14 protein-coding genes are annotated in these 14,938 nt (G+C 44.1%); 10 read left to right on the top strand and 4 right to left on the bottom strand.

Features of this window, described 5'->3' with window-relative positions:
* Positions 1 to 82 precede the first annotated feature (82 nt).
* Entirely contained in the window at positions 83 to 517 is a 435-nt protein-coding gene (locus HMPREF9193_RS01320; RefSeq protein WP_040847200.1) for a Panacea domain-containing protein, read from the top strand.
* A 3-nt stretch (positions 518 to 520) separates the two neighbouring features.
* Positions 521 to 1,381, top strand: coding sequence for a hypothetical protein (locus HMPREF9193_RS01315; protein ID WP_021686238.1), 861 nt, complete (start codon positions 521 to 523; stop codon positions 1,379 to 1,381).
* A gap of 112 nt (positions 1,382 to 1,493) precedes the next feature.
* On the opposite strand, the gene HMPREF9193_RS01310 is transcribed toward HMPREF9193_RS01315, so the two are convergent.
* On the bottom strand, positions 1,494 to 3,266 hold the full coding sequence (locus tag HMPREF9193_RS01310; RefSeq protein ID WP_021686237.1) for a flavocytochrome c: 1,773 nt from the start codon (positions 3,264 to 3,266) through the stop codon (positions 1,494 to 1,496).
* Between the two features lie 130 nt (positions 3,267 to 3,396).
* The gene (locus HMPREF9193_RS01305; RefSeq protein ID WP_021686236.1) at positions 3,397 to 4,602 is read right to left on the bottom strand and encodes an SUMF1/EgtB/PvdO family nonheme iron enzyme; all 1,206 of its coding nucleotides are present in this window, start codon (positions 4,600 to 4,602) and stop codon (positions 3,397 to 3,399) included.
* A gap of 186 nt (positions 4,603 to 4,788) precedes the next feature.
* On the opposite strand from HMPREF9193_RS01305, the gene HMPREF9193_RS01300 reads away from it, so the two are divergent.
* Entirely contained in the window at positions 4,789 to 5,604 is an 816-nt protein-coding gene (locus HMPREF9193_RS01300) for a hypothetical protein (RefSeq protein WP_021686235.1), read from the top strand.
* On the opposite strand, the gene HMPREF9193_RS01295 is transcribed toward HMPREF9193_RS01300, so the two are convergent.
* Positions 5,552 to 6,874 (bottom strand): GDSL-type esterase/lipase family protein, encoded by a 1,323-nt coding sequence (locus HMPREF9193_RS01295; protein WP_021686234.1) that lies wholly within the window; start codon positions 6,872 to 6,874, stop codon positions 5,552 to 5,554. The two genes, HMPREF9193_RS01300 and HMPREF9193_RS01295, sit on opposite strands and share 53 nt — an antisense overlap.
* A gap of 84 nt (positions 6,875 to 6,958) precedes the next feature.
* Here HMPREF9193_RS01295 and HMPREF9193_RS01290 point away from each other — a divergent pair, with 84 nt between their 5' ends.
* Genes HMPREF9193_RS01290 through HMPREF9193_RS01270 form a run of 5 tightly spaced genes read left to right on the top strand, consistent with a single transcriptional unit; the run spans position 6,959 to position 11,261 of the window.
* Positions 6,959 to 7,567, top strand: a complete 609-nt coding sequence (locus HMPREF9193_RS01290) for a LemA family protein (protein ID WP_021686233.1) — start codon at positions 6,959 to 6,961, stop codon at positions 7,565 to 7,567.
* On the top strand, positions 7,567 to 8,406 hold the full coding sequence (locus HMPREF9193_RS01285; protein ID WP_021686232.1) for a TPM domain-containing protein: 840 nt from the start codon (positions 7,567 to 7,569) through the stop codon (positions 8,404 to 8,406). Before HMPREF9193_RS01290 ends, HMPREF9193_RS01285 begins: the two co-directional genes overlap by 1 nt.
* Complete coding sequence (locus tag HMPREF9193_RS01280; protein ID WP_021686231.1) at positions 8,403 to 9,272, top strand: TPM domain-containing protein; 870 nt, start codon at positions 8,403 to 8,405, stop codon at positions 9,270 to 9,272. Before HMPREF9193_RS01285 ends, HMPREF9193_RS01280 begins: the two co-directional genes overlap by 4 nt.
* A 14-nt stretch (positions 9,273 to 9,286) precedes the next feature.
* Positions 9,287 to 10,354 (top strand): alpha/beta fold hydrolase, encoded by a 1,068-nt coding sequence (locus HMPREF9193_RS01275; protein WP_021686230.1) that lies wholly within the window; start codon positions 9,287 to 9,289, stop codon positions 10,352 to 10,354.
* 34 nt (positions 10,355 to 10,388) lie between these two features.
* Positions 10,389 to 11,261, top strand: coding sequence for a YitT family protein (locus HMPREF9193_RS01270; protein WP_021686229.1), 873 nt, complete (start codon positions 10,389 to 10,391; stop codon positions 11,259 to 11,261).
* 3 nt (positions 11,262 to 11,264) lie between these two features.
* On the opposite strand, the gene HMPREF9193_RS01265 is transcribed toward HMPREF9193_RS01270, so the two are convergent.
* Positions 11,265 to 12,914, bottom strand: coding sequence for a potassium/proton antiporter (locus tag HMPREF9193_RS01265; RefSeq protein WP_021686228.1), 1,650 nt, complete (start codon positions 12,912 to 12,914; stop codon positions 11,265 to 11,267).
* A gap of 70 nt (positions 12,915 to 12,984) precedes the next feature.
* Between HMPREF9193_RS01265 and HMPREF9193_RS01260 the strand changes: the two genes are divergently transcribed.
* Both HMPREF9193_RS01260 and HMPREF9193_RS01255 read left to right on the top strand, forming a co-directional pair.
* Positions 12,985 to 13,608 (top strand): histidine phosphatase family protein, encoded by a 624-nt coding sequence (locus HMPREF9193_RS01260; protein WP_021686227.1) that lies wholly within the window; start codon positions 12,985 to 12,987, stop codon positions 13,606 to 13,608.
* 51 nt (positions 13,609 to 13,659) lie between these two features.
* On the top strand, positions 13,660 to 14,937 hold the full coding sequence (locus tag HMPREF9193_RS01255) for an O-acetylhomoserine aminocarboxypropyltransferase/cysteine synthase family protein (protein WP_021686226.1): 1,278 nt from the start codon (positions 13,660 to 13,662) through the stop codon (positions 14,935 to 14,937).
* The last annotated feature ends 1 nt before the right edge of the window (position 14,938 follow it).

Genomic DNA, 14,938 nt, shown 5'->3' with positions numbered 1-14,938 from the left:
TTATATTGAATACATTGTTTAAGGTGCAGCACAGCACCCTACAATGCAGATAAGTAGATGCATTTTACAGGAGGTTAGTAAAATGACAAATACATACCGTGCATTGGATATCGCAAAATACATCATAAACCATGAGCACGAAGAAGGACGGGAAATAAGTAATCTTCGCTTGCAAAAATTACTCTATTTTATACAGGCAAAATTTATAGTAGAAACGGGAAAACCTTGTTTTTCCGATCCGATAGAAGCATGGGACTTTGGACCCGTTGTTACATCTGTATATCATGAGTACAAGCTTTTCGGCAGTTTTGATATTGCGAGCACTGATACAGCTGTGAGTATAGATGAAGAGAGCGCCTCTAGAATAAAAAATATGCTTGATTTTTGTTCTCATTACCCGACATACCAACTTGTAGAAATTACTCATAATCAAACACCTTGGAAAAGAGCTCGTGAAAATCCGTTTTCACCCGTAATCACGCTTGATTCAATGGAACAATATTTTAGAAGGCAATAGGTTATGGCAGATGTAAATTCTGAAATTCTTGACCAAGCCGAGCCAAAAAAAGAAAACAAAGACAGTTATGTTCAACAACTGAGAGAAGCACAAGAACAATTATGTAACAGTCTTATATCTTCGAATTTTAATTTTAAAAAATGGCTTTTAGAATTTAACACATATATCAAAAATTATGATCGTTTTTTTTATTCTACCATTTCCAATTTTATTCTTTCAAAGTCCAACGATGAAGAAGTTTCTTCAATCACTCAAAATATAGCAGACAGTATTTCAAAAGTAAAAAAAGAAGAAACTCTTCCTGATGATACAGAAATATCCGAACAAGACTTTTCACAAACTCTTGTTCCCGTATCCGAAAGGAACTATAAACTTTTATTAAAATTTCTTGATCATTGCAATCTCGCAACCATCCAAAGAGCAGCATATAACACAACAAAAGAAAACATAAAAGCCGAAGTCAATAATTTATTTGATACAAAATATAAAGATGAATATGATACTAAAATAAAACCCAAGTTGGACTATTATGAAAAGAACATAACAACACAGCTTATTTCTTTAATTTCAATTTTTACCGCTCTTTCTTTTGTTATTTTCGGCAGTATAAGCATACTCGATAATTTACTTGTCAATATAAGAACACTTCCCATTTTTAAAGTTATCTTTATCGGTAATTTGTGGCTTATTTGCATGACCAATATATTTACGTTGTTTGCACGAATGATATCTAAATTTATTTCTCAAGATTGGAAATTGTCAAAACCGTTAATAATCTGTAACACAATTATGATATGTATCTTAATAGCAATCATAATAATTTATGCAAAAAGTTACGGTATAAACGGCATATTTACTTTTTGACTTTTAATACGCTTCAATTACAATAAAAAAACCGCTCGGCGGTACCGGCAATAAAACGACAGTACAGCCGAACGGCAAATATTATTAAACAATCACGTAGTATACGGATATTTTAATTTTGCGAAACGGTTTTTCCGGCAATGCGGCCGAACACAACGACGTCGGTAATGGCGTTGCCGCCCAAACGGTTGGTGCCGTGAATGCCGCCGACAACTTCACCTGCAGCGCACAAATTTCCGATCGTGCCGCCGGCTTCGCTTTGCACGCGTGTACTTTCGTCGATTGCAACACCGCCCATCGTGTGATGTGTAGACGGAGTAACCGTTTGAATATAAAAGGGACCGTTTTCAATTTTTCTAAACGCGCCCGTTTTTTGGTATTTGGGATCTTTTTTACCGTCTACAAACGAATTGTATTCCGCAATTTCGGCAAGAAACGCTTGCACATCCAAACCGGCTTCTTTTGCGGCATCTTCCAAAGAATCGGCTTGTACAATCAATTTCATCTCTTTCATTTGCTCAAATTCTTTGCTGTGTATTTGCGTCATATTGCCGACGCTTTCGATTTCGCTTCCCCATACCAAATAAGCGCATTTACCCGTTTGGGCAAGAATTGCTTGAGAAATAACGTCGCGTCTGCCGCCTTCGTTCGTAAAACGATGTCCTTCTTTGTTTACCAAAACGGCTCCGTCAAAGCGGGAATTCGCCACATACGAAATAATACCGGTCAAAGGATTGCACGTAGGATACACTTGAATGTAGTCCATGTCGACCAGTTTTGCACCGATATCCAATGCCATTACAATACCGTCGCCCTGCGCGGCTTGTATACACGTTGTTTTATATTCTTCACCGTAAGCGCTGTTGTACTTTGTGCGCATGGCAACGTTGGCTCCGAATCCGCCGGTTGCTAAAACGACGCCTTTGTTGGCTTTAAAGGTAACGGTTTTACCGCCGTTTTCCGCTTCAACTGCGGAAACACTATCGTTTTCTTTTACCAATTTTACGGCTTTTGTTTGATAAAAAATATCGATTCCCATCTGTTCGCATTTTTTTAACAGTGCATCGGTTATCGTATAGCCGGTGTTTCCTACGGGAATACACGCGCGGGGAACCGAATGTCCGCCGAACTGTTGCACGCGTTCTTGAATAAAAGGAACGCCGATATCGTCGCGCAGCCAATTGTACGCAGCTACGGAAGAACGCGCCATAATACCGACTAAAGCGGGGTTGTTTTTGTTATCGCCGCCTTTTAAAGTGTCTTCGGTAAATTTTTCAGTGCTGTCTGCAATGCCTTTTTTTTGCTGCAAATCGGAACCTGCAACGTTTAAACCGCCGCCGGATACCATTGTATTACCGCCGGCAAAACCGTTTTTTTCCAAAATAACAACGGAAGCTCCGTTTTGTTTTGCCGTAATGGCGGCGGTTAAACCGGCTCCCCCGGCACCGACGATTACCACATCGTAATCGTACGATGTTTTGTCGGCAAGGGGTCTCACGCGAACTTCAGGCATAGCTTGAATAGCTTTGTCCGAAGCGCCTGCTTGCTTTAAGGTTTCCTGCATAATCCGTTTTACACAGTTTGAAGATACGGTTGCTCCGGTTACACTGTCTACGCGGATACTGTTGTTTTCCGTCATAGAGCGGCATAAAAGGTTAATACCCTCTTGTCCGAGCCCTTTGGTTTCAGAGCTTTCTACGGTTGCAATGTCCGTTATTTTACCATCTTTTATGACGGTTTTTAACGTAACAAGACCGTTGTGTCCGCCGGAAGACTGCATATACACGCCGTCTTTTAAAGCATTTTTTCCGGAACCGGAACACGCGGTAAAAGCGGCAGCGCATACAACTAAAAGCGCAATTGCAAGTTTTTGAAAATGTTTCATTTTCCCCCCATAATTGCGCTATCTTATACTTTTTGCCGCGAAACTACAAGATGTGTCGTTTTAAGAAGTAGCGCTTCATCATTTGTACTACCGTACACGATAGGGACGGTTCACACCGATTGTGTGAGCTCTAGGGGCGGCAAGCCAAACGCAAGCCAAGACTGCCGTTGCGATAGTCCGGGTCATTGTATCTCCGATGGGCACGAGCGACGATCTCTGCGTAGACGATCAAGCTGCCGCTGCGTAAGACGCGGGCAGAACCGGAAGCATCCCCGGTTGGATCCTGCCCGCCGGTAGGTGTAGTGGAGCTATACCAGTCCCAGCACCATTCCCATACATTCCCGCTCATGTCGTAAAGCCCGTAGCCGTTCGGCAGCTTTTTCTTTACTTCGTGGGTTTTATTTCCGCTGTTTTCATCGTACCATGCATACTCACCAACTTTGTCTTCTTCATCCGTTCCTGCCCATTTGTCCTCAGTGCCGCCCATAGCTGCCCATTCCCATTCGGCTTCGGTGGGTAATCGGAAGCCTTTTTTACTCATGTCCATAACAGGTACTTTTTTTGCTGCTGCATCGGTCGTGCCGTAGGTATGACCGTCAACCGTGTATACGCACTCGTTGTCAGAGCCTTTATTCACTTTCTTGGTAAGCTCATTGCAAAACGCTATACAGTCATACCAACTTACATTCTCTACCGGGCGCTTTTTTTGTACTTCACCGCTTGCAGGCTCCTCTCCGGCTCCCTGAAACTGACTCGGATTAGTACCCTTCACTGCCTGCCACAGTTCCTGTGTTACTTCGGTCTCTCCGATCCGGTAGGCGGAAAGGCTTACCGTGTGCGGTTTGTTATTTTGCTTATTTCTGTGTCCTACAGTCTTGTCCGTTACCGTATCAATGATACTCATCGTAAAGCTTACGCCGTCTACCGTGTAGGTTTTGTCGGCAAACTTAAACTTTACCGTTACGTTTGCAGCACCGGTTACGTTAGAAAGTGTTACGGTTGTGCTATTAGGCGGTGTTGCAGTTACGCCCGTCCACCCGGCTACTTGCCAGCCGTCATCAGGCTTTGCCGTAAAGGTTACGCTTTTGCCTCGCTCTACATTGTTGCCCGAGCTGATTTCGCTGCCGTCTACTGTTGCTTTAAGCGTGCCGTTTCCGTCGGCTACGTTGAAGGTTACGGTGTATTTTGGAGTAGGAGCAGGCAGTGTGGGACTGCCGCCCGCGTTATTCGGACAGCCGGTAAATATAAGTGTTATTGCAATAAGTGCGGTTATGATGAGTACCGCGGCTCTGGTGTGTGTCAAGGTAAATGCCTTGTTCTTGTTGCTTGTTTTCATCTTGAAAATCTCCTTATATGCATATAAGAATATGATGCTACATTTTTACTCTTTTGTCCATTTTTACCGCGCTTATACGGCAAAAAGAACCAAGGTTACCAACAAAAGAACTTTGGTTACCTGGAAAACGGCACTATTCTTCCCACGGGGAAAAATGCCGATACTGTAAGCGGAGGCTATACAACAATGAGCTTACAAAAAGCTGCAGCAAGTGAAAAAAAATACAAACTTTGTGTAAAAACCTGTATATACTCGGCGAGCGTATTTTTATTTTGCTTTGCGGTGCACAACACTTATGCAAAAAATATTTTTGAAGATTTATCTGAAATAAAAATAAGTATTTATTCGCAAAAAACTTTTGCCGCGTGCGGCAAACTGGTTGCAAAATACGATGAAAACATAAAAAAAATAAAAGCTCAAATGAGCAAAGAAAAATTACTTGCAGCAGAAAACGTACTTGCAATCGAACGGACAAACTTTTTTTATGCAACACCCGACCTTGACGAAAAAATCCTTGCGGTTTTAAACGAACGCAACGACACGTGCACTCAATTTGTTGCAAATAAAAAATTGAAACAGCTCGACAAAGCTTTTTTAGTTTCCTTTGCCGATATAAAAATTCGACGGCTGCGATTTTTACAAAAAAAAGAAGCTTTAAACGAATCGATGTACGCAAAAAAACTGTACGAAGCAGCATTGCACCAAGACAAAAATTTTTCGCCCGCACACACTTCGTATTCTTTGTGGCTTTTTTTTGCACCGCCCATTGCAGGCGGAGGCTATAAAGCGGCATTTGAAGAAGCGTCAAAAGGTATTGAAAGCGCACAAAACAATGCCGAACTTTTTTTTGCTCTTTTATACCGTTCTCAAATATTTTTTGCACAAAAAAAAGAAAAAGAGTGTAAAACCGACTTGGACAAAGCTCACGCGCTGTTTCCTTACGAAAACCTTACACCCCTTGTCCGTGAGGTAAACCAATCGGGAAAAAATTTCCTTGACTAAGGTGTTTGTTTAATTCTTCGGTTAAAACATCGGCTGCGCGTTTATGGCATATCGGTCCCGGATGTCCGCCGGATAAAGCGTCTTCTTTGTCCACCGCAGGCAAGCGTACAAAAAAAACATTTCTATCCTGCGTTTCACCGCAATACCGGCAGACGGCAGCTTCAAATACATCGGTAAAACCCGTAAGCACCATACCGTAGCACACAAAAACAAGCGCGCTCCTGTTGCACTGCCTGATTGTGCGTATAAAAGAAATCAACGTTTTTTGTATGCGATCTTCATCAATACCGCGCGTTAATTTATACTCGCGAAGCAAAACAGGGTCTTGCCACGCAGGCTGATCCAATGCAAACTCATCGTTTGTGCCCAAGTTAATAAAAACAGCATCCGCGCTGCGTTTAGAAAAATCCCATTCCTCATCGGCTCCGGAGATTTTGTTTTTTGTACCTTTTGCAAGCGCACACACCTTTGTATAAACCGGCGGCATTACACACGCAGGGTCGTTGTTCCAGCCTGTCGTAAGCCCCCACCCGCTTTGCGCCAAAACGGAAATATCGGCGTTAAAACGCTGGGCAAGCAGCAAAGCAAAATGCCCGCGTAAACCTTGTTTTTCCGGCGACCACGTTTTTGTATGAACATGTTGTTCAAGCCCTTCTCCGCTTGTTATACTGTCGCCGACAAATTCAAACATCAGCTTTTTTTTAGGCAACGGCAAAAAAAGTTTTTTAAGATATGCTTTTTCAACAAATTCGGCACAGTTTTCGCTGTCCCCGGCAAAACCGTCTTCAAAAAAGTCGTCATCGCCGATATAAAAACCGTGCACGCACAAGCGGTGCACAAAGTCCCCTGCCATAGCTTGGGAATCTTTAAGAAAGCGAATGTGCACGCCCTGCGTGCCGCAACTTTTAACGGCGCAGCTTTCTTTTCCGCTTGCAGCACAGGGTGCAGCTTTAAACAAACACAACCGGCTTCTCCCTTTTTCGGGGGCATAGCGGATAACTTGAACACCGTTTATCCACACGCTTACATACGGACGGTAGCGTTTATAATCGCATTCCACATCTGCCCACAATTGCATACCGCAAAAAAGACAGTCAAAGCCGCTTGCCGTCCAAAACAGTACCAACGGATCCAGCCGCTTTTGTCCGTCTGTGCGGCAGCCGGTTCTTCCCCACACGTTTAAGCGGGAGACGCCGGAAGAATGTACTGCGTTTGTATCGTTTTCAACAGCTTTTTTGTTTTCAAATACTTTCAGCGGTATATAGCGCATAACCCATCCTACCGCGCTTATCACGGTTTGACAATACGGACAAAAAAAGCTAGGATAGCTTATCTGTGACTTTCGGGGGATAAGATGAAAAAAGGCGGAATAATTGCGCTTGCCGTTATCGGTATTTTAGTACTTATCGGTTTGGGAACATGCAGTTTTTACACGGGTACGTTCAACTCCATAGTATCTATGGATGAACAGATAAAAAGTCAATGGGCGCAAGTTGAAAATCAATATCAGCGCCGCTTGGATCTTATTCCCAATTTGGTCGCAACGGTGAAAGGTTACGCTGCACACGAAAGCACGGTTTTTACAGAAGTTTCTCAAGCGCGCGCGCAAGCCGGCGGCGTTATGCACATGGATGAAAACCTTTTATCCGACAAAAAAGCGATCGCACGGTTTCAAGAAGCGCAAAATTCATTGGGCGGAGCATTGCAGCGCTTGCTGTCGATAAGCGAAAATTACCCTGAATTAAAAGCAAATGAACAGTTTTTAGCTTTGCAAAACCAGCTTGAAGGTACCGAAAACCGCATAGCGGTTGAACGCAAACGCTTTAACGAAAGCGTTCAACAATACAATAAAACTATCAGAATGTTTCCCCAAAACATCGTTGCAAACATGGGCGGCTTTACTGCAAAAGCATATTTTTCTGCTGACGAAAAAGCCTCTTCCGCTCCGGCGGTTTCGTTTTAATGCCGCCAAACAGTGCCGACCGCCGCCGGCGCATACTAAAAAAAGCGGGGTTTACGGAACAAGACGAACAAGCGGTTGCTCAAGCAATCGTTAAAGCCGAACAAAACACAAGCGGAGAAATCGTCGTCGCAATTACGCCGGCAAGTCATACCTATTCTTTTTGGGAGTTATTGTGCGCGTTGATTTTTTCGGCGGCGGTTTTTGCAATTTTTATATTTTTTTCCAAAACGGTTACCGCAACTTTTGAGCGTTTGCTGTGGACAACGCTTTCCGTCCGTTTTGTAAGCGCTTTTTCGGCATTGCTTATTTTTGTTTGCACCGCACTGTTTTTTTTATGCGCAAACATTCCCGCCGTTGACCGTATGATTGTCCCTGCCCGATATCGAAAAGAAGCCGTGTACCGCCGGGCTTTGCGCTTTTTTGCAGAAAGCGGCGTATACGAAACAAAAGATCACTCGGGTATTTTAATTTTTATTTCGCTTTTAGAACGCGAAGCTTGTATTATAGCCGACCGCGGCGTGCATGCAAAAGTCGCTCAACAACAATGGAACAACCTTGCTTCGCAGTTAGCAGCCGGCTTCGGCAAGCGCAAAAACAAAAAAAATGCTGCGCACGGCGGAGTTCAACTGCCGTCCGGCGGGGAACAAACAAAGCTTGCAGCACAAAAGCCGGATTTTACGTACGCATCGCCGGAAACTTATATACCGTCTGCGGCAGCAAAAGCTTTAATACAAACAATAGAAAACTGCGGCGATCTTTTAGCATCGCACTTTCCCGCACCGGATAATAACATCGATGAATTAAACAACAGCCTCGTTGTTTTGGAGGCAGGTGAATGAAACGTTTTTTTGGACACGTGCGTTTTATATGCCTGCCGGTACGTGCACTTATTTACACGGCAGCATTTTTGTTTTTTGTCTTTCCGAGCTTTGCACTGTCCGTTCCGGCCCTCGATACTCCGGTAAACGATTATGCCCGCCTTTTAAACACAGAAGAAAAAGAAAACTTAATCCGCTACCTCGGCGAACTTAACCGAAAAACCGGCATACAAATCGCAATTTTAACGGTAACCGGTCTCGATGGCGAAGACATAGAAAGTTTTTCCATCAAAGCAGCTGAAAAATGGAAATTGGGACAGCAAGGCAAAGACAATGGAGCCATCGTTGTAGTTGCACTCAAAGAACATAAAGTGCGCATCGAAGTCGGCTACGGTTTGGAAAGCACATTAACCGACGCTCAATGCGGTTTAATTATACGGAATATAATTGCGCCCGCTTTTAGAAACGGAGAATACGGCAAAGGCATTATCGGTGCCATTCAAACAATGGTGAATCTTGCTGCAAAAAGCGAAGGCTTTTCTATCGATGAAAACGATGACATCCTTGCCTCCGGCATCGAAACGGATGAGTCGGAAGAAGCCGGAAAAACGGCAAGCATTTTATTCTTTTTAATTATGCTTATGCTCAGTTTAATATACGGTCATGCACGGCGGCGCTCGTTTGCACACGATCCGTACGGCGCACGGCGCATGGTACGGGATGTTGCCGCAGCCTCTCTTTTATCCTCTTTTTTGCGCTCGTCTTCAGGCAGGTTTTCCGGCGGTTTTGACGATTTTAAAGGCGGCGGAAGTTCGGGCAGCGGCTTTGGAGGATTTTCCGGAGGGGGCGGAGGTTTCGGCGGCGGCGGTGCTTCCGGAAGCTGGTAAAATCAAGGACATTTATGGAAAAGCATATACTCGACAAAGCCGATTCGTATCCCGATTTTGTTCCGCTGGACGAAAAAGAATTCAGCAAACAAATGGAACAAATTGTCGTACCTTTTTTGCAAAAATTAAAAAAAACATACACGCTTAAAACGACACACGGCAGTGAACTGTACGGTGAAACATTTGTACCGCGTACAAATGGAAACGCGTCTTACCGCGCCGTCGTCGTACTGTTTCACGGATTTTGCGAATTTTGTGCCAAATTCGATGAACTTACCTATTATCTTTTAAAACAAAACTATGCCGTCTGCCGGTTTGATTTTTCCGGGCACGGCTTTTCAAGCCGTCAAATCGGCGACACGAACAAAGTACATATCCGCAGCTTTCAAACTTATGTACAAGACGCGTTTTATGCAGCAAACGTACTTGCAAAACCGCTTACCCGGCTTACACAGACGGACAATCCGGCACAAACGCAAAAACCGCTCCCGCTTTTTTTACTTGCCCACTCTATGGGCGGTGCCGTCGGCGCGCTTTTTTTACAACAGCATCCGCATTTTTTCAATGCGGCAGCCTTGTGCTCGCCCATGTTTGATTTGTCGCTCAACGGCATTCCGCTGTGGGCGGGAAAACTGTTTATAAAAACCCTACGGTATACAGGCGGTGCAAAATGCTATGTTTTAGGACACCATGCATATCCGGCAAGCTATACTTTTCCCGAAAGAAAAAAGGCAACGTGCAGCGAAAACCGTTTTATGTACCACTACAACAAACGAAAGGAAGACAAACGGCTTCAAACATGGGGGGCGACTTTTGCATGGCTGGATGAATCTTTAAAAGCGATAAAACGGATTTTTAAAAAAAGCGCGCTTGCTTCAATTACCGAACCGCTCATCGTTTTTCAAGCCGAAAAAGACGATACAGTTGAACTTGCAGGACAAACTTTTTTTGCCGAACAAATTCCGAGCGCACAACTGGCACTGTGCTTAAACGCAAACCACGAACTGTATAACGGTACCAACGAAACCTTAAACCGCTGGTACCCCGAACTGTTCCGCTTTTATGCTGCGCATTCCGGCTAACCGCGGCTTTTAGTTTACAGATAACGGGAGATTTATGGTCGGTCAAAACACATGCACTATTAAAAAAAATGTCAAACGCCTTTTATTGATTTGCATAGCGGCGGTTTTATTTGCCGCAAACGTAAAAACGTTTGTACACGCAGGTAATTTGCTGCCCGGAGGTTTTACCGGTTTAACCTTGCTTATTCAGCAAATTATGCTGCATTTTTTCGGAAAAACAATACCCTACAGTTTTATTAATTTCGCTTTAAATGCGGTTCCGGCAGCAATTAGTTTCCGCTTTATAGGCAAACGGTATACGCTGTATTCGGTTTTAATGATTATTTTATCGAGTTTATTAACCGACGTTTTTCCGGACTACCCCATCACCGATGATATACTGTTATCTGCAGTATTCGGCGGGCTTATCAATGCGCTTGCCATAAGTTTATGTTTATTTGCAGGAGCGACCAGCGGAGGAACGGATTTTATAGCAATTTTTATTTCCGAAAAATACAAAAAAGACGCATGGAACTATATTTTACTCGGCAATATTGTCGTCCTCGGCGTTGCCGGTTATATTTTCGGTTGGGAAAAAGCGTTGTATTCGATTTTATTTCAATTTACAACTACACAGCTTTTAAATTACTTGTACCGCCGGTACCAAAAAATGACCTTATTCGTCATTACTACACAAACCCAAGAAGTTTTTGAAGCTATCAGAATAAACACCCATCACAGCGCAACGGTTTTTCACGGCGAAGGCTGCTATAACCACACCGAAAGAGATTTGGTATATTCGGTTGTTTCCGGAGACGAAGTGCGAAAACTTGTTCCCAAAATAAAAAAAGCCGACCCTGCCGCTTTTATAAACGTTGTTCACTCCAAGCAAATTTTGGGGCGTTTTTATGTGCGTCCAAACGATTAAAACTTAGCCGTTTTGTTCTACGGCAAGAATATCTCCTGCAGCAATGCGCGTGCTTCCTTTGGGAATAATCAAGCGGCTGTTGCGTTTTATTAATACGATAAAAGTTTTTTCGTGTTCCGCTCCGATTTCCGCAAGGGTTTTGCCTACCCATTCATGGTTTTTTCCGATTGTCGTTTCCACTAAAGCTCCGCCGTCCGCATCACTTTCGTTTAAATGACCGGCAAACACTTGCGCAGCTAAAACCAGCACATCGCCGCTTCGGATAAGTGTTTCGCCGCGCGGCACAATGCGCTCTTTTCCGCGTAAAATAAGTACCAGCAAAGTTTCCGGCGGCAGCACAAGCGATTTTATCGCTTGCCCGTTCCACGGGTGTTCTTCCGGCTGCGTTACTTGAATAAAGCGCACGGGCGTTTCGTCCGGATAATCGTTAAACGTGTACAAAACGTTGGTGTTGTCGTCTATCATCTGCAGTTTGTGCGCAGCAAAGGGCAGTAAACTGCCTTGCAGCGAAATAGAAAACAAAACGATAAAAAATACAATATGAAACAAATCGTGCTGCAAGCCGCCGGAAGGAAACGCTGCCGCCGCCGTTACCGCCATAACGGCAAAAACGATGGAAGCCGCGCCGCGCAAGCCCGCCCACGAAATAAGCAACTGTTGGCGAACCGGATATTTGGACGGCGTTAAAAGCAAAAAAACCGCCAAAGGGCGCGACACAAAAGTTAAAAAAGCCGCTATGGCAAGAGCCGGCAAAAGCACACCGGCGATTGAGGAAGGAAAGGCGAGCAATCCGAGCAAAAAGAAAACAAACATTTGCATAAGACCGGTTATGCCGTCAAAAAAATGCACCAAAGCTTTTTTATTGGGTATTGTGCTGTTTCCTAAAAGCAAGCCGGCAATATACACGGAAAGATAACCGTTACCCCCGATAATCGATGGAAGCGCATAAGAAGAAACAGCGGCACCTATAACAAAAGCGGAATCAAAACCTGCTTCGGCAAATTTAAATTTGCGCAAAATAAAAGAGGCGCCCTTGCCTATCCCGAAGCCGAAAGCGGCACCGAAAACAAGCTGAGACAGCACCAAGTATAAATGCGATACAACGCTTTTTCCTTGTACTCCGCTTTTAGCTTCCAAAAGTGATAAAGCGATAATCGTAAGCATATAGGACAAAGGGTCGTTACTGCCGCTTTCGGCTTCCAAAAGCGAAGCGGTGTTATACTTTAAGTTAAGTTTTTTTGAACGTAAAATGTAAAACACAGACGCAGCATCGGTGGACCCCGTTACCGCGCCGATTAAAAAACTTTCGCCCCAATTGATATGCAGCACAAAGCGGCAAAACAGTGCGGTAAAAGACGCGGTAAACACAACGCCTGCGGTGGACAACAAAAAAGCTTGAAACGCTACCGGTTTTGCCGCGCTCCACTTAGTGCCGAACCCGCCGTAAAACATAATAAAAACCAGCGCTACAGTACACAGTTTTTCGGCAAACGGATAATCGTTAAAATTGATTTTAAAAATCCCGTCCGCACCGAACACCATACCCAATAAAATAAAAGCAAGCAGCATGGGCATTCCGATTTTTGCCGAAACTTTGTTAAGCAGCACACATAAAAAAATAACAGCAGAAACAGTCAGCAAAAAAAGTGCCATACACTCTCCTACAATACGGTACGTAAATATCAGTATATCAAAAAAATAGTTTTTTTGATATACTAAAAAAATGAAACTGTTTATAACACGGCACGGCGAAACGGACTGGAACGTGCAAGAAAAAGTGTGCGGCATAAGCGAAGCGCTGTTAACCGAAAACGGCAGACAGCAAGCACAGCTTCTTGCGCAACAGCTTGAACGCGACAAAGATAAAAATAATATCGGCGCTATATATGTGTCTCCGCTTAAACGCGCACGGGAAACGGCAAGCTATATTGAACAAGCTTTACATATACAAGCCGTTGTGGAAAAGCGGATTCAAGAAGTTAATTTCGGCAGCTTTGAAGGAAAAAATTGGAAAAGCGACGAGTTTTTAAAAATACGCAACAGTCCGTTTATGAAATTTCCGGGCGGAGAATCTTTAACTTCGGCAGCCGCGCGCTCTTATTCTTTTATAGAAGAAATTGCAAAAAAATATATTCACGCCGACCGAGCCGCTCTTTCCGATACGGCAGTTCAGAAGAGCACTGCAAACAGTACGGTCAGTGCGTCGGGAAAACCGGAAAAAAACGTTTTATTTGTGTGCCACGGTTTAATCAGCGCCATAATGTCAACGTATTTTAAAAGTATGAGCATTGAAGATTTTATGAATTTAAAAATTAAAAACTGCCAGCTTCTTGAATTCGACTTATAAACAAACGCTGGCACCGCTTGCAGTAAATCGGTAAAGCGTAAGGAGAACGCTATGCATATAGAAACACAATGCTTACATTCGGGCTACACTCCCAAAAATGGAGAACCGCAAGTTTTACCCATTGTACAAAGCACAACTTTTCGCTTTGATTCTACCGAACACATTGCTCAATTGTTCGATATGCCGACCGAATTTATGTATTCGCGCATTTCAAACCCCACATGCGATGCGGTAGAAAAAAAACTTGCAGCTTTGGAAAACGGCATCGGCGCACTGCTTACTTCAAGCGGACAAGCGGCAACGCTTCTTTCGATTTTAAATGTATGCAGCGCGGGCGACAGTTTTATTTCAACCGCAGCCGTGTACGGCGGAACGGTTAATTTATTCGGCGTTACATTAAAAAAACTGGGAATCGAATGTATTTGGATAAATGCCGACAGCGACGGGCAAACCATACAAAAAGCTTTTAAGCCGAATACCAAAGCTGTTTTTTGTGAAACTATCGCAAACCCCGCGCTCGCCGTATGTGATATAGAAAAACTTGCGAACATCGCGCATACAAACAATGTCCCTTTGATTATCGACAATACCTTTGCAACTCCGTTTTTGTGCCGCCCTATCGAATGGGGCGCCGACATTGTTGTGCACTCCACAACCAAATACTTGGACGGACACGCCGTTCAAGTCGGCGGCGTTATAATCGATTCGGGTAAATTCGATTGGAAAGCCGCTTACGAAACGAGCGGAAAATTCAAAGACTTTGTTGAACCCGATTCAAGCTACCATGGCGTCGTTTATACAAAAGATTTCGGCACAGCGGCATACATTATTAAAGCTCGTATGCAGCTTATGAGGGACTTCGGCTGTTTTCCGGCAGCGCACACTGCATTTTTACTTAACTTGGGCTTGGAAACGCTGCCGGTGCGTATGCCGCGCTATTGCGAAAACGCTTTGCGCGTCGCACAGTTTTTTAAATCATCCAAAAAAATCGAATCGGTACGCTACCCCGGACTTCCCGGAGACGCATACTACAGTCAAGCTCAAAAATACCTTCCGCTGGGTGCAAGCGGAGTTATTAGCGTAACCGTAAAAGGCGGTAGAGCTGCAGCAGTACGTTTTATGGACGCGCTAAAACTTGCTTCAAATGTCGTTCACGTTGCGGATATACGCACCAGCGTTTTACACCCCGCTTCGGCAACACACCGCCAGCTGACCGACGAACAGCTTAAAGCGGCGGGAATAGACGGCGGCTTGGTACGTTTTTCGTGCGGTCTTGAACACATCGACGACATTCTTAAAGACATCGACTGCGCACTTGAAAAAGTGTAAC

The sequence above is a fragment of the Treponema lecithinolyticum ATCC 700332 genome, from assembly GCA_000468055.1.
Lineage (GTDB): Bacteria > Spirochaetota > Spirochaetia > Treponematales > Treponemataceae > Treponema_C > Treponema_C lecithinolyticum.
This window is presented reverse-complemented; position numbering and strand designations above follow the sequence as displayed.

Coding starts and splice junctions, on each gene's coding strand:
- HMPREF9193_RS01265 (WP_021686228.1), bottom strand. CDS start 12,914: ATGGCACTTTTTTTGCTGACTGTTTCTGCTGTTATTTTTTTATGTGTG.
- HMPREF9193_RS01320 (WP_040847200.1), top strand. CDS start 83: ATGACAAATACATACCGTGCATTGGATATCGCAAAATACATCATAAAC.
- HMPREF9193_RS01275 (WP_021686230.1), top strand. CDS start 9,287: ATGGAAAAGCATATACTCGACAAAGCCGATTCGTATCCCGATTTTGTT.
- HMPREF9193_RS01270 (WP_021686229.1), top strand. CDS start 10,389: ATGGTCGGTCAAAACACATGCACTATTAAAAAAAATGTCAAACGCCTT.
- HMPREF9193_RS01300 (WP_021686235.1), top strand. CDS start 4,789: ATGAGCTTACAAAAAGCTGCAGCAAGTGAAAAAAAATACAAACTTTGT.
- HMPREF9193_RS01280 (WP_021686231.1), top strand. CDS start 8,403: ATGAAACGTTTTTTTGGACACGTGCGTTTTATATGCCTGCCGGTACGT.
- HMPREF9193_RS01315 (WP_021686238.1), top strand. CDS start 521: ATGGCAGATGTAAATTCTGAAATTCTTGACCAAGCCGAGCCAAAAAAA.
- HMPREF9193_RS01295 (WP_021686234.1), bottom strand. CDS start 6,874: ATGCGCTATATACCGCTGAAAGTATTTGAAAACAAAAAAGCTGTTGAA.
- HMPREF9193_RS01255 (WP_021686226.1), top strand. CDS start 13,660: ATGCATATAGAAACACAATGCTTACATTCGGGCTACACTCCCAAAAAT.
- HMPREF9193_RS01285 (WP_021686232.1), top strand. CDS start 7,567: ATGCCGCCAAACAGTGCCGACCGCCGCCGGCGCATACTAAAAAAAGCG.
- HMPREF9193_RS01310 (WP_021686237.1), bottom strand. CDS start 3,266: ATGAAACATTTTCAAAAACTTGCAATTGCGCTTTTAGTTGTATGCGCT.
- HMPREF9193_RS01260 (WP_021686227.1), top strand. CDS start 12,985: ATGAAACTGTTTATAACACGGCACGGCGAAACGGACTGGAACGTGCAA.
- HMPREF9193_RS01305 (WP_021686236.1), bottom strand. CDS start 4,602: ATGAAAACAAGCAACAAGAACAAGGCATTTACCTTGACACACACCAGA.
- HMPREF9193_RS01290 (WP_021686233.1), top strand. CDS start 6,959: ATGAAAAAAGGCGGAATAATTGCGCTTGCCGTTATCGGTATTTTAGTA.